Annotated in this window: 11 protein-coding genes; 7 read left to right on the top strand and 4 right to left on the bottom strand. The window is 73.6% G+C overall.

Going from position 1 to position 26,508, the window contains the following annotated elements; genetic code table 11:
* The first annotated feature begins 105 nt into the window (after positions 1-105).
* Together AMK29_RS17870 and AMK29_RS17865 are read left to right on the top strand one after the other, a co-directional pair.
* On the top strand, positions 106-1,803 hold the full coding sequence (locus AMK29_RS17870) for an ABC transporter ATP-binding protein (RefSeq protein ID WP_073814016.1): 1,698 nt from the start codon (positions 106-108) through the stop codon (positions 1,801-1,803).
* Between the two features lie 74 nt (positions 1,804-1,877).
* On the top strand, positions 1,878-3,707 hold the full coding sequence (locus AMK29_RS17865) for an ABC transporter ATP-binding protein (RefSeq protein ID WP_073814014.1): 1,830 nt from the start codon (positions 1,878-1,880) through the stop codon (positions 3,705-3,707).
* A gap of 88 nt (positions 3,708-3,795) precedes the next feature.
* On the opposite strand, the gene AMK29_RS17860 is transcribed toward AMK29_RS17865, so the two are convergent.
* From AMK29_RS17860 to AMK29_RS17845, 4 genes are all read right to left on the bottom strand, one after another.
* Positions 3,796-4,005, bottom strand: coding sequence for an MbtH family protein (locus tag AMK29_RS17860; protein WP_055599362.1), 210 nt, complete (start codon positions 4,003-4,005; stop codon positions 3,796-3,798).
* Complete coding sequence (locus AMK29_RS17855) at positions 4,002-18,494, bottom strand: non-ribosomal peptide synthetase (protein WP_073814013.1); 14,493 nt, start codon at positions 18,492-18,494, stop codon at positions 4,002-4,004. Before AMK29_RS17855 ends, AMK29_RS17860 begins: the two co-directional genes overlap by 4 nt.
* 131 nt (positions 18,495-18,625) lie before the next feature.
* Positions 18,626-19,684: an iron-siderophore ABC transporter substrate-binding protein gene (locus tag AMK29_RS17850; RefSeq protein ID WP_198942274.1), complete on the bottom strand. Its 1,059-nt coding sequence runs from the start codon at positions 19,682-19,684 to the stop codon at positions 18,626-18,628.
* Positions 19,685-19,847: 163 nt separating this feature from the next.
* Positions 19,848-21,218, bottom strand: a complete 1,371-nt coding sequence (locus AMK29_RS17845) for a lysine N(6)-hydroxylase/L-ornithine N(5)-oxygenase family protein (protein WP_073814011.1) — start codon at positions 21,216-21,218, stop codon at positions 19,848-19,850.
* 237 nt (positions 21,219-21,455) lie between these two features.
* On the opposite strand from AMK29_RS17845, the gene AMK29_RS17840 reads away from it, so the two are divergent.
* From AMK29_RS17840 to AMK29_RS17820, 5 genes are all read left to right on the top strand, one after another.
* Positions 21,456-22,403, top strand: coding sequence for a methionyl-tRNA formyltransferase (locus AMK29_RS17840; protein WP_073814009.1), 948 nt, complete (start codon positions 21,456-21,458; stop codon positions 22,401-22,403).
* A 25-nt stretch (positions 22,404-22,428) separates the two neighbouring features.
* Complete coding sequence (locus AMK29_RS17835; RefSeq protein ID WP_198942273.1) at positions 22,429-23,091, top strand: MarR family winged helix-turn-helix transcriptional regulator; 663 nt, start codon at positions 22,429-22,431, stop codon at positions 23,089-23,091.
* Positions 23,092-23,315: 224 nt separating this feature from the next.
* Complete coding sequence (locus tag AMK29_RS17830) at positions 23,316-24,368, top strand: iron-siderophore ABC transporter substrate-binding protein (RefSeq protein ID WP_073814008.1); 1,053 nt, start codon at positions 23,316-23,318, stop codon at positions 24,366-24,368.
* 13 nt (positions 24,369-24,381) lie between these two features.
* Complete coding sequence (locus tag AMK29_RS17825) at positions 24,382-25,416, top strand: FecCD family ABC transporter permease (protein WP_073814007.1); 1,035 nt, start codon at positions 24,382-24,384, stop codon at positions 25,414-25,416.
* Positions 25,413-26,507 (top strand): FecCD family ABC transporter permease, encoded by a 1,095-nt coding sequence (locus AMK29_RS17820; RefSeq protein ID WP_073814005.1) that lies wholly within the window; start codon positions 25,413-25,415, stop codon positions 26,505-26,507. The genes AMK29_RS17825 and AMK29_RS17820 overlap by 4 nt, the downstream gene beginning before the upstream one ends.
* Position 26,508: the final 1 nt, after the last annotated feature.

Genomic DNA, 26,508 nt, shown 5'->3' with positions numbered 1-26,508 from the left:
CGTGCCGGACAGGACCCCTGCCGGGCGTCCCCGCGCGCACACCTTCCGGCCCGTCGGTCAGAGTAGGCTTACCTAACCATTCGCTCACCTCCGTGAAGGAGTCACATGCCAACGGGCGGACCGACGGGGGGACTTGTCCTCCGCCAAGCGATCAGAGGACAACGCCGCCGTGTGATCGCGGCATCCCTGCTCGGCATGACCCACCAGGGCTGCGAGGCCCTGGTGCCGGTGGTCATCGGCGCCACCATCGACACGGCGGTGGCGACCGGGTCGTCCGACGCGCTGCTGCGCCTGCTGCTCGTCCTCGCGGTGCTCTTCCTGGTCCTGTCGACCTGCTACCGCACCAGCGCCCGGATCACCGAGGGCGGCGGCGAACTCGCCGCTCACCGGCTCCGGCTCGACCTGGCCGCCCGCGTGCTCCACCCCCGGGGCGGCGCCGACGCCAACCGGCTCCCCGGCGCGCTGACCAGCATCGCCACCAACGACGCCCGCCGTGTCGGCTCGGTGGCCACCGTCATCTCGTACGGCGTTTCGGCCGTCGCCGCGCTCGTGATCAGCGCCGTCGCCCTCCTCCGGATCTCCGTCCCGCTCGGCCTGCTCGTCCTGCTCGGCATCCCGCCGCTCCTCTGGCTCGGACACCGCATCAGCCGGCCGCTCGAACGGCGCAGCGAGACCGAGCAGGAACGCGCCGCCCACGCCTCGGGCGTCGCCGCCGACCTCGTCGCGGGACTGCGGGTCCTCAAGGGCATGGGCGCGGAGTCGGCCGCCGTCACCCGCTATCGCGCCACGAGCCAGGACTCGCTCTCCGCCGCGCTGCGGGCGGCCCGCAGCCGAGCCGGCCACGAGGGCGCGGTCCTCGCGCTGACCGGCGTCTTCATCGCCGTGATCGGTGTCGTCGGCGCGTACCTCGCCATGGACGGCACCATCAGCGTCGGCGACCTGGTGGCCGCCGTGGGCCTCGCGCAGTTCCTGCTCGGCCCGTTCCAGCTGCTCACCTACGTCAACGCCGAACTCGCCCAGGGCCGGGCGTCGGCCCGGCGGATCGCCGAGGTGCTCGCCTCGCCCGTCACCGTCGAGAAGGGCCACGACGTACCCGACGGCCGAACCGCCGGACATCTGGCCCTGCGCGGGGTGACGCTCGGCGCGCTCCGGGGCGTGGACCTCGAACTCCCGGCCGGCAGCCTGACCGGAGTCGTCGCCCGGGACCCGGCCGCCGCCCACGACCTCCTCGTCTGTCTGGCCCGTGAGGCGGACCCCGCCGAAGGAGCGGTGGAGCTCGACGGCGCGCCCCTGACCTCGCTCGATCCCGACGCGCTGCGCCGGGTGGTCCTGGTCGCCCACCACGACGCCGACCTGTTCGAGAGCACGCTGCTCGACAACGTCAGGGCCGGGGCCGACGGCGGCACGGCGGCGGTCGAGCGTGCCCTCAGGGCCTCGGCCGCCGACGATGTCGCCCGGCTCCTCCCGGACGGCGGCGACACCCTGCTCGCCGAGCGCGGACGGTCCCTCTCCGGCGGGCAGCGTCAGCGCGTGGCGCTCGCCCGCGCGCTCGCCGCCGACCGGCCCGTGCTCGTCCTGCACGACCCGACGACCGCCGTCGACACCGTGACCGAGTCGCGGATCGCCGCCCGGCTGCGCGAGGTCCGGCGGGACCGCACCACGGTCCTGGTCACCACGAGCCCCGCGCTCCTCGCGGTCACCGACCGGGTGGTGGTCCTGGAGGACGGCGCCGTACGGGCCTCCGGCCACCACACCGAACTCCTCGCCGCCGACGCCACGTACCGAGCGGCGGTGCTGGCATGACACCCGCCGACGTGACGAAGTCCGAGGGCCGGGGGCAGGATCCCGAAGGACGTAGGAGAGGGACGGAAGAGACCATGAGCGGAACCCGCGAGGACCGCGTGCTCCTGCCGACCGCGACCGGCGCCGAGTCCCTCGCGGCGCTCCGCGGCATGCTGCGCGGCCACCGGCTCCTCGCGGCGGCAGCGATCACCGTCCTGGTCGCCGGAACGGCCATCGGGCTGCTGACCGCTCCCCTGCTCGGGCACATCGTCGACCTCGTGGTGGACCGGAAGGGCGCCTCCGCCCTGACGCTGCCGCTGGTGCTGCTCGTCGTCGTCGCGATCGCGCGGGGCGCCGCCGCCGCCGTCGGCGGCACCCTCGTGGCCCGGCTCGGCGAGACCGTACTCGCGGCCCTGCGGGAGCAGTTCATCGAGCGGGCGCTCCGGCTGCCGCTCGACCGCGTGGAGGCGGCCGGCTCGGGCGACCTGGTGTCCCGGGTCACCAGCGACGTGTCGATGATCGGGAAGTCGGTGCGGCAGGCGCTGCCCGAGTTCAGCCGCTCCGCCCTGACCATCCTGCTGACCTTCGTCGGACTCGCCGTCCTCGACTGGCGCTTCCTCCTCGCGGCGCTGCTCGCGGCGCCGGTCCAGGCGCTGTCGGTGCGCTGGTACCTGCGCCGTGCCGCTCCCGTGTACGGCGAGCACCGGATCGCGACCGGCGCGCTGCAGCACCAGCTGCTCGACAGCGTCGGCGGGGTCCGTACCGTACGGGCGTTCCGGCTCAACCACACGCACGCGGAGCTGCTGGAACGACGCTCCGAAGCGGCGCGCGACCTGGGGCTGCGGGGCATCCACATCGTCACCGGGTTCTTCTCCCGGCTCAACCTCGCCGAGTTCATCGGCCTCGCCGCGATGCTCGGCACCGGGTTCGTCCTGGTCGACGCGGGCTCCGTCAGCATCGGTACGGCGACGGCCGCGGCGCTGTACTTCCACAGCCTCTTCAACCCGATCAACGCGACCCTGTTCCTCCTGGACGACGCCCAGTCGGCGGGGGCGAGCTTCGCCCGGCTCGTCGGGGTGTCCGGCCTCCCGGCGGAGCGGGCGCCCAGCGGGCACCACACCCTGGCGGACGGTTCCGTCGAGGTGTCCGCGCTCAGCCACGCGTACGGCTCCGGGGCGCCCGTGCTCCACGAGGTCGACCTCCGGGTGCGCAGCGGGGAGCGGGTGGCCCTGGTGGGCGCGAGCGGGGCCGGCAAGACGACCCTGGCCAAGCTCGTCGCGGGCGTCCACGCCCCGACCGGGGGCTCGGTCCGGCTCGGCGGGGTGGACGCCGGGGAGCTGGGCCCGGCCGGGGTCCGCCGCGCGGTGGCGCTCATCAGCCAGGAGGTGCACGTCTTCGCCGGCACCCTCGCGGACGACCTGCGGCTCGCCCGGCCCGACGCCGACGACGAGGCACTGCACGCGGCGCTCGACCGGGTCGGAGCGCTCGAGTGGGCACGGGCGCTGCCCGAGGGTCTGGACACGGTCGTGGGCGAGGGCGGCCACCGGCTGACGGTGACCCAGGCGCAGCATCTCGCGCTGGCCCGGCTCGTGCTCGCGGACCCGCCCATCGCGATCCTGGACGAGGCCACCGCCGACGCCGGAAGCGCCGGCGCCCGGATCCTGGAGGAGGCGGCCGCACGCGCCCTCGAAGGCCGTACGGGACTGCTCGTCGCGCACCGGCTGCCGCAGGCCGCGGCGGCCGACCGGGTGGTCGTCCTCGACCAGGGCCGGGTCGTGGAGACCGGCACCCATGAGGAGCTGGTCGCGGCGGGCGGCAGGTACGCCGACCTGTGGGCCGCCTGGTCCGACAGTCGTCGGGAGCCCGGGGAGAAGGTGCCCCGTCCGGCGGCCGACGCGGACGTCCCGGTCTCGCCGGCCCGCTGACGGAGCCCGCACGCGGCGGGGGGCGGCACGACGTCACGTCGTGCCGCCCCCTTTCGCCGCCCCGCGGGCGGCGGGTGGTGCGGGCCGGTCAGTCCTGCAGGGCGATGAGGCTCGCCGGGCGCAGGTCGGTCCAGTGGGACTCCACGTAGGCGAGGCAGCCCTCCCGGGTGTCCTCGCCGAACACGGTCCGCCACCCGGCGGGGACCTCGGCGAAGGAGGGCCACAGCGAGTGCTGGTTCTCGTCGTTGACCAGAACCAGGAAGCGGCCCTGCGGGTCCTCGAACGGGTTGGTGCTCATGCGTTCTCACTCCTCTTGCGTGTCACGCCGAACAGCTCGGACAGGGGCTGTTCGGAGTCGGCTGTCACGGTGCGCAGCAGGGTCTGGAGTTCCTCGGCGAGCCGGCGGGCCTTCGCCTCGCCGAGCCGGTCCTTCGCGTGGATCAGCCCGCAGTGCACGGGGCCTTCGCCGAGGGGTTCGTGGAAGCTGAGGGTCAGTTCCGCACGCGTCGCGCCGGTCGGGACGGTTCGGAGCGCGCCCATACCGCCTTCGAGCAGTTCCAGGTCCGCCTGCTCGTGGTGGACCACCATCACCTGCGGGCCCTCCGGTCGCAGCCCGGCCGCCCTTACCACCTCGTCGAAGGGCACGTCCTGCCGGTCGAGGGCGCTCAGGGCGGTCTCCCGGACGCGGGTCAGGAGCTCCGTGAAGGTCGGGTCGCCGGCGGTGTCGGTGCGCAGCAGGACCGTGTTGAGGAAGCAGCCGACGAGGTCGCCGAGCTGGTCGTCGTCGCGGCCCGCGACCATCGTGCCGATGGGCAGGTCGGTGCCGGCGCCGTGGGCGGTGAGCAGCGCGGCGAGGGCCGCGTGCAGCACCATGAACATGCTGGTGCCGGTGGCCCGCGCCAGTCGGTCCACGTCGGCGTGCAGCCGTTCGTCGAGGACGAACTCGACGATTCCGGCGGCCCGGTGGCCGCCCCGGTCGGCGGCGGCTCCCGGCTCCGCCGGCAGGGCGAGCTCGCGCGGCGCGTCCTTGAGCGTCCGCCGCCAGTAGGCGAGTTGGCGGCCGCCCCGGCTGTCGGGGTCGGCGAGGTCGCCGAGGACCTCGCGCGCCCAGCGGGCGTAGTCGGTGTACGTGACCGGGAGCGGTCGCCAGTCGGGCGCCCGGCCGGCCGTGCGCGCGGCGTACGCCGTGGTGAGGTCGCGGAACAGCGGGACCACCGACCACTCGTCGGCCGCCAGGTAGTGCAGGGCGAGCAGGACCGCCTGGGCGCCGTCGGGGCCGGTGAGCAGCCGGGCCCGCAGCGGGGCCTCGGCCTCCAGGTCCGGTACGGCGGCGGCCAGTTCGGCGAGACGGGCGTCCAGGTCCGCGCAGTCCTCCACGGCCAGGGCCGGGGCCTCGACGGCCCGGCGGAGCAGGTGTCCTTCGGGTGCGGCGAAGGCGGTGCGGAGCGGTTCGTGGCGGGTGGTCACGTCGTCGAGCGCGGCGGCGAGCGCGGCGGCGTCCAGGCCGCCGGGCGAGCGCAGGACGAGGGCGTGGTCGAAGCCGGGGCCACGCAGGTAGGCCTGCCACTGCCCGTACTGGACGGGTGCGGCGGGCAGGTCGGCGCCGGGCGCAGGGCCGTCCGTGGCGCGCAGCGCAGGCCGTGCGGCGGAGGCGCCGTCCAGCTTGCCCGCGATGCCGGCGACGGTCAGCGCGTCGAAGACGTCGCGGATGCTCAGCTCGACGCCGAACTCGGCGCGGATGCGGCCCAGGAGCCGCATGGAGGCCATGGAGTGGCCGCCGAGGGCGAAGAAGCTGTCGTGCACGCCGACGCCGTCGAGCTTGAGGATCTCGCAGAACAGCTCGGCGATCCGTGCCTGCGTCTCCGTCGCGGGACGGGCGTCGCCGGTCATGGCGGACCAGTCGGGCGCGGGCAGGGCCTTGTGGTCGAGCTTGCCGTTCGGGGTGAGCGGCAGGGGGCCGTCGAGCGGGACGACGAGGGCCGGGACCATGTACTCGGGGAGCAGCGCGGCCACGTGGGCGCGCAGTTCCTGCGGGTCGAGTCCCGGGCGCGGGGCGGCGCCCGCAGTACCCGGGTCCGTACCCGCGCCCGGTTCCGGGACCGCGTAGCCGACGAGGCGGACGATGTCGCCGTCGCGGTCGGGCAGGACGGCGGCCTGGGCGACCGACGGGTGCCCCGCCAGGGCGGCCTCGATCTCGCCCAGCTCGATGCGGAAGCCGCGGATCTTCACCTGGGTGTCGACCCGGCCGAGGAAGTCGAGGTTCCCGTCGGCGCGCCAGCGTGCGCGGTCGCCGGTGCGGTACATGCGGCTGCCGGGTGCGCCGTACGGGTCGGCGACGAACCGTTCCGCGCTGAGGCCGGCCTGCCCGAGGTAGCCGCGGGCGAGGCCGCGCCCGGCCACGTACAGCTCGCCGACCACGCCGGGCGGGACGGGGCGCAGGTGCTCGTCGAGGACGTAGCAGCGGGTGTTGGGGTCGGGGCGGCCGATCGGCACCCTGCCGGTGGCGCGGCCGCCGTGTTCGCGGGCCGGCCACAGGGTGGAGTTGACGGTCGCCTCGGTGAGCCCGTACGCGCAGATCAGGTTCGCGGTGGCGCCGAAGCGTTCGAAGAGGTCCGGCGGGACGGTCTCGGTGCCGACCAGGACGGTCGACCCCTCGGGCAGCCGGCAGTCGGCGGGCAGCGCCGACACCAGGGACGGCGGCAGGATCATGTGGGTGATCCGCTGGTCGGCCAGGAAGTCGGTGAGGGCCGGCCCGGCGACCCTGGCCTCGTCGGTGATGAGGACGAGCCGTCCGCCGTGGCAGAGCGCCATGGCGAGTTCGAAGACGAAGACGTCGAAGCCGATGGACGCGAACTGCAGGACGCGGCTGTCGTGTTCCAGGCCCATCCGGTCGACGGCGGTCGCGACGAGGCTGGCGATGCCCTCGTGCGGGACGACGACACCCTTGGGGCGGCCGGTCGAGCCGGAGGTGTAGATCACGTACGCGGCCTGGTGGAGCCCGGCGGGGCCGCCGGGCGGAGGCGTCGCGGGCAGGGCGTCGAGGGCGGCGGCGGTGTCGGGGGCGTCGAGCAGGAGCACGGGGACGCCGGGCACGTCCGGGATCTTGCCGGCGACGGGTTCGGTCCCGACGACGACGGCCGCGCCCGAGTTCTCGATCATGTAGCTGAGGCGGTCGCCCGGGTGGACGAGGTCGAGCGGCAGGAACGCGGCGCCGAGCTTCAGGGCGGCGACGACCGTGGCGACCATGTCCACCGAGCGCGCTACGGCCACGCCCACGACGCTCTCGGCGCCGACACCACGGGCGGCGAGCAGCCCGGCGATGCGGTCGGCGCGGGCGTCGAGCTGGGCGTACGTCACCGAGCGGGAGCGGTCGACGACGGCGACCGCGTCGGGGCGCTCGGCGGCCCAGCGGGTGAAGAGCGCCGGCAGGGTCTCCTCGTCGACGTCACGGGGCAGACCGTTGAAGCCTTCGAGGACGAGTCGGTGCTCCTCGTCGGTGAGGATCCCGGCCCGGGACAGCGGCTCGTCGGGGGCGGCGACGAGGGCTCCGACGAGCCTGCGGAGGCGGTCGCCGACGCGCTCGGCGGTCTCCTGGTCGAAGAGTTCGGTGGAGTACTCGATTCGGCAGCCGAGCGAGTCGCCGGAGCCGTCGGCCGTGGTGTGCTCGGTGAAGCTGAACACGAGGTCGAACTTGGCGGTGCCGATCCGGTGCGGCAGGAAGCCGGCCCGCAGTCCGGGCAGGCGCAGAGTGTCGTCGGTGCGGGCGTGGTGGCCGACCATCACCTGGAACAGCGGGTTCCGGGAGAGGGAGCGGGTCGGGTTGAGCTTCTCCACGACGGCCTCGAACGGCACGTCCGCGTGGGAGAAGGCGGCGAGGTCGGTCGCGCGGACCCGGGCGAGGAGCTCGGTGAAGCTGGGGTCGCCGCCGAGGTCGGTGCGGAGCACCAGGGTGTTGACGAAGAAGCCCACGAGGTCGTCGAGGGCCTCGTCGCCGCGTCCGGCGATGGGGGCGCCGAGGGGGATGTCGGTGCCCGCGCCGAGGCGGTGGAGGAGGGCGGCCACGGCCGCGTGGACCACCATGAACATGCTGGCGCCGGTGTCCCGCGCGAGCCTCCGAAGGCCCTCGTGGACGGTGGCGTCGAAGGGGACGTCGATCTCGGCGCCGGTGAACGCCGGGCGGGCGGGCCGGGGCCGGTCGGTGGGCAGGTCGAGTTCCTCGGGGGCGCCGGCCAGGGCGGTCCGCCAGTGCTCCAGCTGCCGGGCGGCGAGGCTGTCCGGGTCGGCGGGGTCGCCGAGGAGCCGCCGCTGCCAGAGTGCGTAGTCGGCGTACTGGACGGGCAGCGGCTCCCAGTCGGGGGCGGTGCCGCCGAGGCGGGCCGTGTAGGCGGTGGTGAGGTCCCGCAGGAAGGGCCGGTCGGACCACTCGTCGGTGGTGATGTGGTGGAGCAGCAGCACGACGACGTGGTCGTCGGGAGCCAGCTCCATCACGGTGGCCCGGAGGGGCGGTTCGGCGGCGAGGTCGAACGGCCGCCGGACGGCGGCGTCCACGAGGGCGGACACCTCGTCCTCGGTGGCGCGCAGGTGTTCCACGGCGGGGGCGGCCGAGCCGGCGGGCAGGATCCGCTGGTACGCCTGCCCGCCGCGCTCGGTGAACAGCGTCCGCAGTGCCTCGTGGCGGTCGGTCACGTCGGCGAGGGCGGCCCGCCACGCCTCCCGGTCGAAGGTGCCGCGCAGCCGCATGACCAGGGGGAAGTTGTACGCGGCGGAGGTGCACTCGATCTGCTGGATGACCCAGAGCCGCTGCTGGGCGTGCGAGAGCGGCAGTTCGGCGGGGCGCTCGGTCGCGACGAGCGCCGGGCGGGCGGCGCCGTCGGAGGCGGTCGCGCGTTCCACGAGTTCGGCGACGGTGGGCGCCTCGAAGAGGTCGCGGATCGCCAGCTCGGCCTGGAGCGCGGTACGGGCGCGGCTGACGAGCCGGGTGGCGAGGAGCGAGTGCCCGCCGAGGTCGAAGAAGTCGCTGTCGATGCCGACGCTGCCCTCGGGGAGGCCGAGGACCTCAGCGAAGAGGCCGCACAGGGTCTCCTCGCGCGGGGTGCGGGGGGCGCGGCCCGTGCCCGTGCCGGTGAGGTCGGGGGCGGGCAGGGCCCTGACGTCGAGCTTGCCGTTGACGGTCAGCGGCAGGGTCGGGACGGTGACCAGGGCGGAGGGGACCATGTAGTCGGGGAGCAGGGACTTGAGGTGGTCGCGGAGCCGCTGGGCCGGGTCGTCGTCGGGCCGGGCGCCCGGCGCCTCCGGGGGCGTGGTCTCCTCCCGTACGACGTAACCGACCAGGCGCTTGGTACCGGCGGTCTCGTGGACGACCACGGCGGCGTGGGCGACCTCGGGGTGCGCGGACAGGGCCGTGGAGATCTCGCCGAGTTCGACGCGGTAGCCGCGGATCTTGACCTGGTCGTCGGTGCGTCCGAGGAAGTCGAGGAGGCCGTCGGGTCGCTGGCGTACGAGGTCGCCGGTGCGGTACATGCGCTCGCCGGGCTCGCCGTACGGGTCGGCCACGAAGCGTTCCGCGGTCAGCGCGGCCCGGTCGTGGTAGCCGCGGGCGAGACCGGTGCCGGCGATGTACAGCTCGCCGGGGCAGCCCGGCGGGACGGGCCGCAGCATCGCGTCGAGGACGTGGGCGCGGGTGTTGCGGATGGGCCTGCCGACGGTGGGTGCGGCGCTCTCGGTGGTGGAGCCGCCGAGTGTGTTGATCGTGTACTCGGTCGGGCCGTAGAGGTTGTAGCCGTACGTGCCCTCGGTGTCGCGCAGCTGGTTCCAGACCGGGTCGGACACGGCCTCGCCGCCGAGCAGGACCAGGGCGGGCCGGTGCTTCCCCGCGGACTCGTCCTGGTCGAGGAGGCCCTGTTCGATGAGGAGCTGGGCATAGGTCGGCGTGACGTTGACGACGTCGACGCGGTGCTCGTCGCAGTAGGCGACCAGGGCCTCGGCGTCGCGGCGGAGCTCCTCGTCGCAGACGTGGACCTCGTGGCCCTCGACGAGCCAGAGCAGTTCCTCCCACGACATGTCGAAGGCGAAGGACACGGTGTGCGCGATGCGCAGACGTCGTCCGCCGGCGGAGGCGATGGCCGGGTCGAAGATCTCCTTCTGGTGGTTGAGCTGCATGTTCGTCAGTCCCCGGTAGGGGGTGACGACGCCCTTGGGGCGGCCGGTGGAGCCGGAGGTGTAGATGACGTACGCCGGGAACTCCAGGCGGTCCGGCACTCCGTGGGCGAACGCCGGCCGTTCGGCGTCGGTGATCCCGTCGCCGGACAGCGCGGCCAGTTCCCCGGTCACGGCCGGGTCGTCGAGGAGGACCTCCGGGGCGACGGGGCCGTCCTCGCGCCGCAGGGTGGGGGCGACGGCCGTCGTGGAGACGAGGCAGAGCGGCCCCGTGTCCTCGGCCATGAGCCGCAGCCGGTCGGCGGGGTGGTCGAGGTCGAGCGGCAGGTAGGCGGCGCCGGTGCGCAGGACGGCGAAGAGCGCGGCGACCATGTCGATGGAGCGGGGCAGCGCGAGCGCCACGACCTTCTCGGGCCCCGCGCCCCGGGCGAGCAGCAGCCGGGCGAGCCGGTTCACGTGCGCGTCGAGCTCGGCGTAGGTGAGGGCCCGGTCGCCGAAGACCAGCGCGACGGCGTCGGGGGTGCGGGCGACCTGGGCGGTGAGCATGTCGGCGACGGTCTCGTCCGGCACCGGCTCGCGGGTGGCCTCCCGGCCGGTGGCCAGGGCGGCGCGCTCCGCGGGGAGCAGCAGGTCGACGCCGACGGTCCGCGCGGTGTCGGCGGCCGGGCCGGAGAGCGCCTCGCCGAGGCGGTCGAGGACCGTGGTGAAGCGGCTGAGGATCGTGGTGGCGGTCTCGGCGTCGAAGAGGTCGGGCCTGGCCGCCAGGGTGACCCGGAGGCGGGTGCCGGGCGTGACGATGAGCGTGAGCGGGAAGTGGGTGCCGTCCACGTTGGAGACGCCGGTGATGCCGTGCCGCTCGCGGAGCGCCGCGGCCCGGTCCTCGCCGTCGGCCGAGCGGAGCACGAACAGGGTGTCGAAGAGCCTGCGGTGTCCGGTCTCCTGCTGGAGGGTGCCGAGGCCGACGTACTCGTACGGCATGACGGCGGCGCGCTCGGACTGCATCCGGCGCAACAGGTCGAGCAGGGGCTCGTCGGGGGCGAAGGAGACCCGGGCGGGGATCGTGTTCAGGAACATGCCGATGATGCCGGCGACGTTCGGGACGTCGGCCGGGCGGCCGGCGACCGCCGTGCCGAAGGCGACGTCGCCGCGGCCGGTCATCGCCGAGAGCACCAGCGCCCAGGCCGCGTTGAGGACGGTGTTCACCGTGAGCCCGTGCCGGCGTGCGGCGGCCCGCAGTCGGTCTCCGGCTTCCTGGGTGAGGAGCGCGTCGAAGTCCACCGGGATGACCGGGCCGGTGTCGCGCCCGGTCGGTGCGAGGAGCGTCGGCTCGTCGAAGCCGGCGAGTGCCCGGCGCCAGGCGCCGAGGGCGACGGTGGTGTCCTGCGCGTCCAGCCAGGCGAGGTGGTCGCGGTACGAGCCGGGCAGCGGAAGGCCCGTCGGGTCACCGGCCCGCTCGTACAGGGTGAAGAGTTCCTCCAGGAACAGCCAGGCGGACCAGCCGTCCCAGAGGATGAGGTGGTGGGTGACGACGAGCCGGTCCCGGCCGTCACCGAGCCGGATGAGGAGCAGCCGGCAGAGCGGCGCGGCGGACAGGTCGAAGCGCTGCCTGCGGTCGGCGGCGAGCAGTTCCTCGGTCCGGGTCCGCTGTGCGTCGGCGGGGAGCGCGGAGAGGTCGGCCTCCACGAGCGGGATCTCGGCGCCGTCCACGATGAACTGCACGGGGCGGGGCAGTCCGTCGCTGGTGAAGCCGGCACGCAGCCCGGTGTTGCGGTCGAGGAGGGTCCGGCAGGCGGCCCGCAGCCGGTCGGCGTCGATCCGGCGGTCGAGGTCCAGGGTCTCCTGGGACTGGTAGACGTCGAGGGCGTCACCGGCGTCGTAGGTGGCGTGGAAGTACATGCCCTCCTGGAGCGGGGAGAGCGGCCAGATGTCCGCGACGGGGAGACCGGCGGCGGCGTGGACGCGCGCGGTCTCCTCCGGGGTGAGGTCGGGTCCGCCGGGCGGGGCGGGCTCGGGCGCCGGGGGCGCCGCTGCGGTCAGCTGGTCGAGCAGGGCCTTCAGGGCGGGGTCGACGGCGGCTCCGGACTGCTGCTGGAGCGCGAGGACGGCCTGGAGGGCGGCGGCGGCCTGACCGGCGTCGGAGGCGGAGACGGTCACGCCGTCTGGGTGCACGGGTACCTCGGGGGTGTCGGACGTTGAGGACGTCGGGGGCGTGGAGGGCGTCGTGTCCGTGTCGGACGCGGTGCTCGCGGCGGCGAGGGCTGCGGGGGTGCGGCACTCGAACACGTCACGGGGGCTGAGCGTCAGTCCCCGCTCACGCGCGCGCGTGGCGACGGTGATCGAGCTGAGGCTGTCGCCGCCGAGCACGAAGAAGTCGTCGTCGGCGCCCGTCCCCGGCACGCCGAGGACGTCGTCGAAGATCTCGCACAGGGCGCGCTCGCGCGCGTCCCGGGGTGCGCGGCCGCCCGTACGGGGTGCGGCCTCGGGGGCGGGCAGGGCGTTCTGGTCGAGCTTGCCGCTGGGGGTCAGCGGCAGTTCGGCGAGGACGACGACGGCGCTCGGCACCATCGCGGCGGGCAGCGCCTCCGTGAGCGCGCTGTGCAGCGCCTCGGTCGTGGGCGCGGCCCCCTGGGCGGGGACGGCGTAGCCGACGAGTGCGCCTTCACGGACGACGACGGCGGCCCTCGCCACGCCGGGCAGTGCGGCGAGGGCGGTCTCGATCTCGCCGAGTTCGACGCGGTTGCCGCGGATCTTGACCTGTCGGTCGGTGCGGCCGAGGTACTCGACGGCCCCGTCGGCGCGGCGGCGCACGAGGTCGCCGGTGCGGTACATCCTCTCCCCCGGCGCGCCGGACGGATCGGCCACGAACCGCTCGGCGGTCAGTCCCGGCCGGTCGTGGTAGGCGCGGGCCAGCTGGACGCCGGCGAGGTACAGCTCGCCGGGCACGCCGTCCGGCACGGGGCGGAGGAACGGGTCGAGCACGTGCAGCCGGGTGTTCCACACGGGCCGGCCGATCGGGACGGCCGGCTCGGCGCCGCCCTCGTAGGGGAAGAACGTGACGTCGACGGCGGCCTCGGTGGGGCCGTACAGGTTGTGCAGCGGTACGGGGGTGCTGCGGGTGCGGGACGTCAGCTCCCACCAGCGCCGGGCGTCGGCGCCGGTGAGCGCCTCGCCGCTGCAGAAGACCCGGCTCAGGTGTTCCGCCCAGTCCGGGGCGTCGGGTCCCGTGGCGGGCACGGCCTCCATGACCTGGACGAACGCGGCCAGCATCGACGGGACGAAGTGGGCGGTGGTGATGCGCCGGTCGGCCATCAGGCGGGCCAGGTAGGCGGGGTCGCGGTGGCCGTCGGGGCGGGCGAGGACGACGGTGGCGCCCTCGGTCAGCGCCCAGAAGAACTCCCACACGGACACGTCGAAGCTGGACGGGGTCTTCTGGAGGACGCGGTCGTCGGCGGTGAGACCGTACGCGCCCTGCATCCAGGCGAGCCGGTTCACGACGGCCCGGTGGGTGACGGCGACGCCCTTGGGGCGCCCGGTGGAGCCCGAGGTGTAGATCAGGTACGCGGGGTGGTCGGGGCCCGCGGCCTGGACCGGGGTGGCGGGCGTGGGGGTCGCGTCCTCCTGCGCGTCCTCCTGCGCGTCCTCCTCCGTGTACTCCTCCGGACGCGCCTCCGCGCCGACGAGCAGGCGTTCCGGGCCGGGTGCGTCGGGCAGTCTCCCGGCGGCTTCGGCCGTCGTCACGACGAGCCGCGCGCCGGAGTCGGCGAGCATGAACGCGACCCGGTCGGCGGGGTAGTCGAGGTCGACGGGCAGGTAGGCCGCGCCCGTCTTCAGGACGCCGAGCAGCGCGACCATCAGTTCGGCCGAGCGCGGGACCGCGACGGCGACGTACCGCTCCGGGCCGGCGCCGCGTGCCCGGAGGCGTCGGGCCAGGGCCTCGGCCCGGCGGTCGAGTGCGGCGTAGCTGAGGGTGGTGTCCTCGAAGACGACGGCGGGGGCGTGCGGGGTGCGGGCCGCGCACGCGGCGAAGAGCGAGGCGAGGGTCGCCTCGGGCACGGGGTGCGCGGTGGCGTTGAGCTCGGCGAGGTGCTCGCGCTCCCGGGCGGAGAGCAGGTCGGTGCGGGCGACGGTGCGGCCGGGCTCGGCCACCAGGGTCCGCAGCAGGGCCGGGAACCGGTTGGCGAGGACGGCCACCGCCACCTGGTCCAGGCGGGCCGCGTCGTGCTTGAACCGCAGCAGCAGCCCGGTGTCGGCGGGCTCGACGACGAGCGCGAGCGGGTAGTGCACGGCGTCGAGGACCTCGGTGCCGGTGACGCGCAGATCGCCGGGTTCCTGGTCGGCCGACGGCTCGCCGGCCGGGTAGTTCTCGAAGACCACGAGCGTGTCGAAGAGCTCGCCGCCGCCGGCGATCCGCTGGATGTCGGCGAGTCCGAGGTGCTGGTGGTCGAGGAGGGCGGAGTGTTCGTCCTGGACGCGGCGGAGGAGTGCGGTGAGCGTCTCCTCGGGCCGGAGGGTCACGCGGGCGGGGACGGTGTTGATGAACAGGCCGACGGCGGAGTCCAGTCCGGGGACCTCGGTCGTCCGTCCGGACACGGTGGTGCCGAAGACGACGTCCCGGCCGCCGGTGAGACCGCCGAGCAGCACGCCCCACAAGCCGTGGAAGACGGTGCTCAGGGTCAGACCGTGGGTCCTGGCGTAGCCGGTCAGGGCGTCGGTGAGGTCGTGCGGGAGCCGTGTGTCGACGTGCTCGGGGCGGGCGTGCGCCGGGGGCGTGCCGTCCGGGGTCGAGAGCGCGGGGAGCCGGGTGGGGCCCGCGAGACCGTCGAGCGCCCGGCGCCAGGCCTCGCGGGCGGTGTCCCGGTCGCGGCCCGCGAGCCAGGAGAGGTACGGCTCCGGGGCCGTCGGCTCGGGCAGCGCGTCGCCCCGGTGGGCGGCGGCCAGCTCCCTCAGCAGGAGGGACACCGACCAGCCGTCGGCGATGATGTGGTGCAGGGTCAGCAGGAGCCGGTGGCGCTGCCCGTCCCGGATGAGGGTGGCGCGCAGCAGGGGCGGCCGGTCGAGGTCGAACGTCTCGGCACGGTCGGCGCGGAGGATGTCCTCCAAGGCGGTCGCGGCGGTGTCGGCCTCCCGCCACGGGAGGTCGACGCGGGCGGCGAGCCGCTGGACGACCTCGCCGCCGGGCAGCTGGCGGAACGAGGCGCGCAGCAGGGGGTGCCGGTCGAGGAGCAGCTGGAGGGCGTCGCGGACGCGGTCCGGTTCGACGGTTCCGGTCAGGTCGAGCAGTTCCTGGACGAGGTAGAGGTCCGTGGCCCCGCCGTCGTACTCCGCGTGGAAGAAGAAACCTTCCTGGAGCGGTGAGACGGGCAGCGCGTCCGGGTCGAGGTCCACCGGTCGCGCCGGTGCGGCGACGGACTCGCGGGCGGTCCTGGCGAGGGCCGCCACCGTACGGTTCCGGAACACGTCGCGCGGGGTGATCGCCAGTCCGGCCTCGCGGGCCCGGTTGACGAGCTGGATGGCGACGATGCTGTCGCCGCCCAGTTCGAAGAAGCTGTCGTGGACGCCCACCGTCGGCAGGCCGAGGAGGTCGGCGAACAGCGCGGCGAGCGCGGTCTCGGCGGGGGTGCTCGGGGTGTCGGTGCCGGTCATCGACGTCCATCGGGGCTCGGGCAGCGCCTTGGCGTCGAGCTTGCCGTTGGGGGTCAGCGGCAGCGGGCCGTCGAGGACGACGACGGCCGAGGGCACCATGTGGTCGGGCAGCGTGTCCGTCACGCGCGCGCGTGCGGCGGCCACCGCCGATCCGGTGGTCACGCCGGTGGCCGGGTCCGCGCCGGTGGCCGGGTCCGCGCCTGTGGCCCGGTCCGCGCCCGTGCCCGCTCCCGTCGGCGCGTCGGCACCCGTGGCGGAGAGGGGCCCGGTCTCCGGGACGAGGTACGCGACGAGCCGCTTGACGCCCCGGTGGTCCTCCCGGGCGAGGACGGCCGCCTGGGCGATGCCCGGGCAGGACATGAAGGCGCTCTCGATCTCGCCCGGCTCGACGCGGTGGCCCCGGATCTTGATCTGGCCGTCGGCGCGCCCGAGGAACTCCAGGTTGCCGTCGGCGGCCCAGCGGACACGGTCGCCGGTGCGGTACATCCGGGAGCCGGGAGCTCCGAACGGGTCGGCGACGAACCGTTCCGACGTCAGCGCCTCGCGGCCCAGGTAGCCGCGCGCGAGGCCGCGCCCGGCGACGTACAGCTCGCCCTCCGTTCCGACGGGGACGGGCCGCAGCGCGGTGTCGAGCACGTAGGCGCGGGTGTTGGGGTCGGGACGTCCGATGGGGGCGGGGCCGGGACGGTCGGGGTCGGCGATCCACAGCGTGGAGTTGACGGTGGCCTCGGTGAGGCCGTACGCGACGACGACCCGGAGCCGCCCGTCCCAGCGGGCGATCAGCTCGCTCGGGACCGCCTCGGTGCCGACGACGAGCACCGCGCCCTGCGGGAGTTCGCACTCCTGGGGCAGCGCGGAGACGAGCGACGGCGGCAGGATCATGTGGGTGGCGCGGTGGCGCGCGATGTACTCGGTGAGCGCGGGCCCCGCGACGCGGCGCTCGGCGGGGACGACGATGATCCGCCCGCCGACGCAGAGCGACATGATCAGGTCCCACACGGTCACGTCGAACCCGACGGAGGCGAACTGCACGACCCGGCTCTCGGCGGTGATGCCGATCCGCTCGGTCGCGGTGGCGATGAGGCTGCCGACGCCGTCGTGCGGGACGACGACGCCCTTGGGGCGGCCCGTCGAGCCGGAGGTGTAGATGACGTACGCGGCCTGGTCGAGGACGACCGGGGGCAGCGGCTCGGGGTCGGCCGGGGCGGCGAGGGCGTCCACAGTGGCCGGGGCGTCGAGCGGCAGGAGGGTGACGTCTGCGGTCTCCGGGAGGTCGCCGGCGAGCGCGCCCACGGTGACGACGGTGCGCGCCCCGGCGTCGGCCAGCATGTAGGCGATGCGGTCCTGGGGGTGGTCCGCGTCCAGCGGCAGGTAGGCGGCGCCGGCCTTCATCACGGCGAGCAGCGCGACGACGAGTTCCGGTGAGCGGGGCAGGGCCACGCCCACCACGTCCTCGGCTCCGACGCCTCGGGAGCGGAGGAGGCGGGCGAGCCGGTCGGCGGCGTCGTCGAGCGCGGCGTACGTCAGTTCCCGGTCCTCGCAGACCAGCGCGACGGCGTCCGGGGTGCGGCGGACCTGCCGTTCGAAGGCGGCGGGCCAGGACAGCTCCGGCGCCTCGCGGGGGGCGGTGCCGAACTGGTGGAGGAGGAGGTCGCGTTCCGCCTCGGAGGTGAGCTCGATGCGGCCCACGGGACGGTCGAGGTCCTCGGTGAAGGTGTGCAGCAGACCGAGGAAGCGGCGCTCGTGGTCCGCGAGCGTGGTCGCGTCGCAGACGGCGGCGTCGGCGTCGAGGTGGACGGTGAGGCCCTGCCCGCCCGGGCCCTCGGCGAAGCTGAACGCCAGGTCGCTGACGGGTCCGAGCCACTCGGGGCGCAGTTCGGCCTCGTGGTCGTCGAAGCGCAGGTCGGCGGTGCGGGGCAGGATGTTGACGGTGGGGCCGACGAGTTCCGGTACGCCGTCGGCGAGGCCGAGGTCCCGGGCGAGTTCCTCGGCGCGGTACCGCCCGTGGGCGACGGCGTCGGCGACGGCGTCGCGCACCTGGGCGACGAGGGCGGCGCCGGTGGTGCCGGGGCGGACGGTGAGGCGCAGCGGGACGATGTTGGAGACCATGCCGGGGACGTGCGCGGAGACCTCGTCGTCGCGGGCGGCGACCGGCAGGCCGAGGACGAGGTCCTGTTCGCCGCGGGCGCGGTGCAGATGGGCGGCGACGGCTGCCAGGAGGACGCGGGAGGGGCGTACGCCCGCGCGTCCAGCGGCGGCGTCCAGCCGCCGGAGGGTCTCGGAGGTCAGTTCGGCGGTGCGCCGGAGCCGGCGGGTCATGGGGGACGCGGCCCGCTCGACGAGCCGGACGGGCTCGGTGCGGTCGGCCATGCGTTCCAGCCACCAGGCACGGTCGGCGGCGTGCCGCTCGGAGGCGCGGTACGCGCGGTCGGCGGCGACGAGACGGGAGAGGGAGCGGTCGAGGGGTGCGGGGTGAGCGTCCTGGGCTCCCGCGGCGGTGTAGAGCTCGCCCGCGCGCCGGGTGATCAGGGCGGCGCCCGCGCCGTCCGTCACGATGTGGTGGTAGCGCTGGCACCAGAGGACCCGGTCGTCCGCGAGCCGCAGCAGGGCGTGGGCGAAGAGCGGGTCGCAGGCCAGGTCGACGGGCCGGTCGCGGTCGGCGGCGATCCACGCGGCGGCGGCCTCGTCGGGGTCGGCGGCGGCGCGGAGGTCGACGACGGGGAGGTCGAAGGGGACGGTACGGGGGGTCTGGCGCGGCCCGTCGTCGCCGGGGGTGACGGCCACGTGGAGGCACTCGGCCTCGTCCAGGGCGCGCCGGACGCCGGCGGCGAGGCGGTCGAGGTCGACGGCGCCGCGCAGGTGGAGCGCGAACACGATGTTGTAGGCGGAGCTGTCCGGTTCGATCTGCTGGGCCAGCCAGATGCCGGATTGCCCGCCGGTGACGGGGAGGCCGGAGAGGGGCTTCCGGTCCGACTCGACGTCAAACATCGTACGAAGTGGCCTTTCCCTGGGGGTGCGTGGCGGAGACGGCCCGCATGACGCCGACGGCGTGGCGAGGTTCCGCCACGCCGTCGGTCGGGTCAGCTCGGGGCTGGTGGCGCGTCAGCTGGTGGGCGGCGTCACTTGACGGCGGCCAGCAGCGGCTCGATCTCGTCGATGGCGTACGGGATCGACAGAACGGTGTTGAAGGAGAACGCGGCGCCGATGTCCGGGTCCTGGTAGGGCACGAACAGGTCGCGCTTCTCCTGGTTGACCTTCAGCTTCTTGTAGAGCGGCTCGGCCTTGATGCGGTCGTTGGCCTCGGTGCTGGAGGTCACCCAGACGAGCCGGTCGACGTCGAGGACGTTCAGCTTCTCGGCGCTGAGTTCGGCGACGTTCCAGCCGGGCTTGGCCAGGGTGTCGATCTCCGGCTTGAGCTTGAAGCCGAGCTCGGAGAAGAAGATCGCCTTGGGGTCCGTCTTGGTGAACGCCGAGTACTTGCCGGCCTCGAAGCTGTCGGCGACGGCGAGGGTCTTGCCGGCGAACTCGGGGTGCTTGGCGCGGACGGCCTCGAAGCGGGCGTCGATGTCCGTGATCAGCTTGGCGGCCTCGGCGTCCTTGCCGAGCGCCTTGCCGATCCGCTGGGTCATCAGCTGCCACGGGGCCCCGTAGTCGGGGTGCTCCTTGGGCTGGGCGACGACCTTGGTGAACTTGGAGAGCGTGTCGTACTGCTCCTTCTTCATCCCCGAGTACTGGGCGATGACGAGGTCGGGCTTGAGGGCCGCGATCTTCTCGATGTTGTACTCGTCGCGCTCGCCGACGATCTGGGGCTGGGTGGAGCCCCACTTGTCCTTGGCCCAGGGCCACTTGCCGTACGGCTTCTCCTTGAACCAGTCGACGGCGCCGGCCGGCTTGAAGCCGAGCGCGAGCACCGCGTCCTGGTCGGAGAGGCCCAGGGTGACGATCGTCTTCGGCTCCTTGTCGATCGTCGTGGAGCCGTACTTGTGCTCTACGGTGACGGGGAAGGCGGCGGGCTTGGCTCCCCCGTCGGCCGGTGCCGAGGTGGTGGCGGAGGGCGACTCGGTCTTCTCGGCCCCACCGCCGCAGGCGGCGAGGGCGAGTGCCGCCACCGCGAGGACAGCCACACGGGGGGCGGATCTGGCGAACCGCGCCAGAGCGGGACGTGCACCAGCGGACACGGACGTTCCTTTCGGGGATTCACAGTGCGTGCCACGCCGCCGGGTGCGAGGTGCCGCTGCCCGCCGGAAGTGGCGTTCTTGCGTGGGGGGTGGAGCGGGGGGCCAGGGGGTGTCCTGTCGATCGGGCCGGATCAGGCCGCGAGCCCTGATCGGGAAGACACCCCTAGCGAGCCGTGCCGACGCCGTCGGCCATCGGCCGGGCCTCGTCGGCGGTGGAGAGCTCCGCGGCGGTCGCGGCCGGGTTCCGGTCGAGGACCGAGGCGAGGATCTCGCCCACCCTGATCGCGGTGTTGGAGAGCAGCGACGACGTGATGCCGTGGGTGTGCTCCGTACCGCCCTGGAGGTAGATGCCGCAGCGCACCTCGGGGTCGGTGGCGAGCCGGTAGTCCCGCTCGACCCGGACCCGGCCCTGGTCGTCGCGGTGGCAGCGGTCGGCGACCGGCCCGAGCAGACCGAGGGGTTCCGCGGGGCTGTATCCGGTGGCGTAGACGACGACGTCGGCGTCGAGCGCGGTCTCCTCGCCGGTGACGAGCGAGGTGACGAAGGCGCGGACCTTGTCCGGGCCGTCCTCGACGCCGGTGAGCCGGGAGATGTTGAGGAAGCGCAGCCGCTCGGTGCCGAGGACCTTCTCCTGGTACGCCTGCCGGTACAGGTCGTCGATGAGGTCGATGTCCACCACGGAGTAGTTGGTGTTCCCGTGGTAGTCCATCAGCTTGCGCTTGATGTCGTCGGGGGCCGTGAAGTACTCGTCGACGGCGTCCGGGTCGAAGATCCGGTTGGCGAAGGCGCTGTCGTCTGCGGGGCTGTACCCGTAGCGGGAGAAGACGGCGCAGATCTCGGCCTCGGGGAAGCGGCGGTGCAGATAGGCCACGTTCTCGGCGGCGCTCTGTCCGGCGCCGACGACGACGAACCGCTCGGGGGCGGTGCCGTCCAGGCCCTCCACCTTGGCGAGGAGGTCGGAGTTGTGCCAGACGCGGTCGCTGCGCTCGACGCCTTCCGGCATCCGCGGGCGAAGTCCGGTGCCGAGCACCAGGTTTCGGGCGCGGTGGACGACCAGCTCGGAGCCGGAGCGGGCCGTCACGTCGAGGTACTCCACGACGCCGTCGCGTTCGACCGGCTCGACGGAGATGATCTCGTGTCCGTAGGAGACCATGTCGTCGACCTTGGACGCGGCCCACTCGAAGTAGTCGTGGAACTCGACGCGGAGCGGGAAGAGGTTCTTGTGGTTGACGAAGTCGATCAGCCGGCCCTTGCTCTGCAGGTAGCAGAGGAAGCTGTATTCGCTGGTCGGGTTGCGCAGTGTCACCAGGTCCTTGAGGAAGGACACCTGCATGGTCGCGTCGTCGATCAGCATGCCGCGGTGCCAGCCGAATCGGGGCTGGCGCTCGAAGAAGTGGGCGGTGACCGCTTCCTGCCTTCCGACGCGTGCGTTGTGCTCGCTGAGCGCTATCGCCATCGCCACATTGGACGGCCCGAAGCCGATGCCTATGAGGTCGTGGACCAGAGGTGCGTCACCAGGCGGAACCTGCGACATGTCACTCCCATCGTGCGGGAAAGAGGCTGAGGGGGACGGGCGTCGAGCATGCCGGTGCGTCGGCACGCCGAGCGGAACTTAGGTAAAGCTAACCTGATCTGACGGCACTGTCGACGGTTCAAAACGGACATGACGAAGATCAGCCGTTTCAACGACCGTATAAATCAAGCCAGTTGCACCCTTAGGTAAGCCTTGCTTTACTTCTGACGGTCAATCGCTCTTCCGAGGAGGAACCCGATGCGGGTCGTCATGTTCGGTTATCAGACCTGGGGCCATCGCACCCTCCAAGCGCTCCTGGACTCCGAACACGACGTGGTGCTCGTCGTGACGCACCCCAAGAGCGAGCACGCGTACGAGAAGATCTGGAGCGACTCCGTCGCCGACCTCGCGGCGGAGCACGGCGTCCCCGTCGTCATCCGCAACAGGCCTGACGACGAGGAGCTGTTCGCGCGGCTCAAGGAGGCCGACCCGGACATCATCGTCGCGAACAACTGGCGTACGTGGATCCCGCCGCACATCTACAACCTGCCGCGCCACGGGACCCTGAACATCCACGACTCGCTGCTGCCCAAGTACGCCGGCTTCTCCCCGCTGATCTGGGCCCTCATCAACGGCGAGCCCGAAGTCGGCGTCACGGCCCACATGATGGACGAGGTGCTCGACGCCGGCGACATCGTCCAGCAGCGGTCGGTCCCCGTCGGCCCGAAGGACACGGCAACCGACCTCTTCCACAAGACGGTCGACCTCATCGCCCCGGTGACGGTCGAGGCCCTCGACCAGATCGCCTCCGGCCAGGCCGAGTTCACCCCGCAGGACCGCTCGCAGGCCAGCTTCTTCCACAAGCGGGCCGAGGAGGACATCCGCATCGACTGGAACTGGCCCGCCGAGGTGCTGGAGCGCCTGGTCCGCGCCCAGTCCGCGCCGTACCCCAGCGCCTTCACCTTCCACCAGGGCAAGCGCCTCGAAGTGCTCAACGCCGTCGTCTCCGAGGGCCGTTACGGCGGCACCCCCGGCCGGATCTTCTACCGCGAGGGCGAGGGCGTCGTGATCGTCGCCGGGGCCGACGCGCGCACGGGCCGCAACCACGGCCTGGCCATCACCCGCGTCCGGACGGAGGACGGCCGCGAGCTGCCCGCGACCGAGTACTTCACCTCCATGGGCGGCTACCTCACCAGCCGCCCCTGAGGACCGGGTGAGTCAGGAGCAGCCGATGGACCAGCCGGTCGTCTCCGGTGTCGCGCACGACCTCTCGGGGGCGACGTTCGCCGTCGTCGGCATCTCCAGCGTGCCGACGGACTGGGCGAAGGTCTTCCGGTCCCTCGCGAACACCGAGCTGACACTCGACCCGCTCCCGGGTGCGGGCCCGACCGCCCCCGCCCTCACACCGCCCTCGCGGACCATGACGCCACCCAGCGTCCTGGAACTGAACGCGTATCTGATGTACACCGTCGGGCGCGCCGCCCGCCGGAGGCTGGCGGAGCGCCTGGAGGCGCGGGGGTTACGCCTGTGGCACCTCACCGTCATGGCGCTGCTCGCCGATCTCGGCCCGCAGATGAAGACGGTCATCGCCACACGGCTCGCCATGAACGCCAGCGACCTGGGGAAAATCGTCAACGATCTCGTCCGGGTCGGGCAGGCGGACTGCGTCCGGGATCCGGCGGACCGGCGCCGTGTCGTCGTACGGCTCACGCCGGAGGGCGAGGAGTCCCTCCGCACCCTCAGCGCGGAGATCGCGTCGGTGGACGACGAGATCCTGGCGCCGCTCGACACCGGGGAGCGCGAGCAACTGGCCTCCCTGCTGCGCCGCGTCCACGGCCATCTGGAACCGGCGGCTCCCGCCCCGGGCCGGGAGCGCAAGGGACCGCCTGCCTGATCAGGGTGGGCGACCCCGGTCGCCCGCCCTCGCGCGCGCCTTCGTCCTTGCCGTCGCCCTCGCCCTCGCCCTCGCGCCGGAGATCGCCCCAGGGACCCCCTGGCACGCACGCCCGTTCACTAATAGGTTAGGCTCACCTAACAAGAGCCGCGATGGCCGCTGCCCCGCAGGGGGCCGGTCTGTCGGCGGCTCCGCACATCCCTGCCCGGAGACAAGGATCCACCATGCCTTCTGTGTTCACCCCCCTTCACCGTCGCGTCCTCGCGGCGGGCGCCGCCGCGGTCTCGCTCGGCCTCATGGTGACCGGGTGCGGCTCGGACGAGAAGAAAGACGACGCGGCAGGGACGGCGGACAAGGCAGCGGCGGGCGCCTTCCCCGTCACCATCAAGAGCGCCCTCGGCGAGGCCGTCATCAAGGACAAGCCGAAGCGCGTGGTGACCCTCGGTCAGGGCTCCGCGGAGACCGCCATCGCCCTCGGCAACGTCCCGGTCGGCATAGAGAGCTACCCCTGGGGCAGCGACAAGACCGGCTACCTGCCCTGGATCCACGACGCGGTGAAGAAGTCCGGCGCCACGCTGCCGAAGCAGTTCAACGGTGGTGAGGAGCTCGACATCGAGGCCATCACCGAGCTGGAGCCCGACGTCATCCTCGCCCCGTGGTCCGGCATCACGCAGAAGCAGTACGACATCCTCAAGGACATCGCGCCGACCGTCGCCTACCCCGACAAGGCGTGGAGCACGAACTGGGACCAGCAGATCGAGATCGTCGCCAAGGCGCTCGGTCAGCCGGAGAAGGCCAAGGAGCTGACGTCGAAGATCGACAAGCAGCTGGCCGACGCCGCGGCCACCCGCCCGAACTACAAGAACGTCACGTTCTCGTACATCTACAACACCGGCCCCGGCACCCTCGGCGTCTTCAAGCCCGAGGAGCAGCGCGTCTCCATGGTGTCCAAGCTGGGTCTCAAGGTCGACCCGGTCGTGAACACCTTCAAGGAGACCGACGGCACCGACTCCGCCCTCATCGGCCTGGAGAACGCCAACAAGCTCTCCAAGAGCGACATCGCCTTCACCTTCTACATGGACGACAAGTCCCGCAAGGAGATCGAGGCCCAGCCGCTGTACGCGGCCATCCCCGCGGTCAAGAAGGGCGCGCTCGTCTACAGCCACGACACGCCGTTCGTCACCGCCTCGTCGATGATCAACCCGCTGACGGTGCCGTACAGCATCGAGCGCTACCTCCCGCTGATCGACAAGGCCGTCGCCAAGGCCGGGAAGTAACAGCGGATCCAGCGTGACCACTCTCTCCCGGATCGGCCAGGGCCCCGCCGTCGTACGGCGGGGCCCTGCCCGGCATGTCATGGCCGCCGCCCTGTGCCTGGTCCTGCTCGCCCTGGCGCTCCTCGCCAGCGTCATGTTCGGCAGCAGGCCGACGTCCGCGGGCGACGTCCTGCGGGTGCTCACCGGTGACGTCGACGGCTACACCCGTACCGTCGTCGAGAGCCGCTACCCGCGCACGGCCCTCGGCGTGCTCGCGGGCCTCAGCCTCGGTGTCGCCGGCACCCTGATGCAGGGCATCACACGCAACCCGCTCGCCGAGCCGGGACTTCTCGGCATCAACGCGGGCGCGTCCGCGAGCATCGTCGCCGCGACCGCGTTCCTCGGCGCCGGCGGGCAGCGGGAGACCATCTGGTGGGCGCTCCTCGGCGCCCTCCTCACCGGTGTCGTCGTCCATGTCGTCGGCACCGCGGGCGGTGGCGGCGGACCCGTCCGCCTGGTCCTCGCCGGCGCGGTGCTCTCCGCGGTCCTCGCCGCGTTCATCCAGGCCGTCGCCCTGTCCAACCCGCGGGTCTTCGACACGTACCGCTACTGGGTGGTGGGCGCGCTCGGCGGACGCGGGTTCGACGCCTTCTGGGCCGTCCTGCCGTTCGCCGCGGCGGGTCTGCTCCTCGCCCTGCTGCTCGCGCCGGGGCTGAACGCCATGGCGATGGGCGACGACAAGGCCGCCTCCCTCGGCATCAGTCCCGCCCGCGTCAAGGGGGCCGGGCTCCTCGCCGCGACCCTGCTCGCCGCCGCCGCGACGGCGGCCGTCGGGCCCATCGCCTTCGTCGGCCTCGCCGTCCCGCACGTGGTGCGGGTCCTCGTGGGCGCCGACTTCCGGGCCCAGATCCTGCTCACCTGCCTCGCGGGGCCCACGCTGCTGCTCTTCGCCGACGTCATCGGCCGGGTCCTGCTGCGCCCGCAGGAGCTGATGGTCGGCGTGGTCACCGCCTTCGTCGGTGCCCCCGCCCTGCTCTTCGCCGTCCGACGTATGAGGGGAGCGGCATGACGACCGCCGACCGGACCGCCGTCCAGGACCGCTCCGTGCCGGCGAAGCGGGAGGTACGCCCCGCCGGCCGCGGTGTGCTGCGGATCGGCCCCTGGGTCTCCGTCCCCGTGCGCCGCTCCTCCGTGATCGCCGCCGTGGTGACGCTGCTCCTGCTCTGCGGAGCGGCCGTCGCCACCCTGTCGATGGGCAGGCTCGGCATCGACCTGCCCGACCTGCCGTCGGCCCTCGCCGGTGACGCCACCGGCAAGAACGCCTTCGTCCTCAACAGGCTGCGCGGCCCCCGGCTCACCGTGGCCATCGCCACCGGCGCGGCCTTCGGCCTGTCCGGGGCCCTCTTCCAGTCCGTCACCCGCAACCCGCTGGGCAGCCCGGACGTGATCGGGCTCGGCGCCGGAGCCGGGGCGGGCGCCGCGGCCGCGGCCCTGTTCCTGCCCGACGTCATGCCGGTGGCCGTCGGGGCCCTGATCGGCGCCGTCGTCGCCATGGCGGTCGTGTTCGTCGCCACCGGCACCGGCTTCCGCAGCCCGGGACGGCTCGTGGTGGCCGGCATCGGCGTGGCCGCGATGGCGACGGCGCTGACCCAGTACGTGGTGTACGCCGTGGAGCGCGACAAGGCCAGCGCGCTGACCGCCTACATCAACGGCAGCCTCTCCGCCCGCTCCTGGGACGACGCGGCGACCATCTGGACGGTGCTGCTCGTCACCCTGCCGTTCGCGGCCCTCCTGGCACGGCCCCTGAGCGTCGGCGAGATGGGGGACGACCTCTCCACCGGCCTGGGCGCCCGCCCCGGCCGTACCGCGACCCTGGCGGTCGTGCTGTCGATCGTCCTATCGGCGGGGGCGGTGAGCGTGGCCGGCCCCATCGCGTTCGTCTCCCTGACCGCGCCGCAGATCGCCAAGCGCGTCACCCGCAGCGGCGGCCCGCACCTGGTCATGTCCACCCTGCTCGGGGCCCTGCTGCTGGTGCTCGCCGACCTGACGGCTCAGCAGCTGCCGCTCTTCGACGACCTGCCGGTCGGCCTGTACACGATGGCCGTGGGCGGGGCGTACCTGGGATATCTGCTGCTCCGCGAGTGGAAGCGCCCCGTCTGAC

Origin of the sequence: Streptomyces sp. CB02261 (assembly GCF_001905665.1) — a bacterium.
Classification (GTDB): Bacteria; Actinomycetota; Actinomycetes; order Streptomycetales; family Streptomycetaceae; genus Streptomyces.
This window is presented reverse-complemented; position numbering and strand designations above follow the sequence as displayed.

What these genes read in the sequence shown, in the direction of transcription:
- AMK29_RS17845 (WP_073814011.1), bottom strand. Translation starts at nt 21,218, where the DNA reads ATGTCGCAGGTTCCGCCTGGTGACGCACCTCTGGTCCACGACCTCATA.
- AMK29_RS17860 (WP_055599362.1), bottom strand. Translation starts at nt 4,005, where the DNA reads ATGAGCACCAACCCGTTCGAGGACCCGCAGGGCCGCTTCCTGGTTCTG.
- AMK29_RS17820 (WP_073814005.1), top strand. Translation starts at nt 25,413, where the DNA reads ATGACGACCGCCGACCGGACCGCCGTCCAGGACCGCTCCGTGCCGGCG.
- AMK29_RS17870 (WP_073814016.1), top strand. Translation starts at nt 106, where the DNA reads ATGCCAACGGGCGGACCGACGGGGGGACTTGTCCTCCGCCAAGCGATC.
- AMK29_RS17840 (WP_073814009.1), top strand. Translation starts at nt 21,456, where the DNA reads ATGCGGGTCGTCATGTTCGGTTATCAGACCTGGGGCCATCGCACCCTC.
- AMK29_RS17865 (WP_073814014.1), top strand. Translation starts at nt 1,878, where the DNA reads ATGAGCGGAACCCGCGAGGACCGCGTGCTCCTGCCGACCGCGACCGGC.
- AMK29_RS17855 (WP_073814013.1), bottom strand. Translation starts at nt 18,494, where the DNA reads ATGTTTGACGTCGAGTCGGACCGGAAGCCCCTCTCCGGCCTCCCCGTC.
- AMK29_RS17835 (WP_198942273.1), top strand. Translation starts at nt 22,429, where the DNA reads ATGGACCAGCCGGTCGTCTCCGGTGTCGCGCACGACCTCTCGGGGGCG.
- AMK29_RS17830 (WP_073814008.1), top strand. Translation starts at nt 23,316, where the DNA reads ATGCCTTCTGTGTTCACCCCCCTTCACCGTCGCGTCCTCGCGGCGGGC.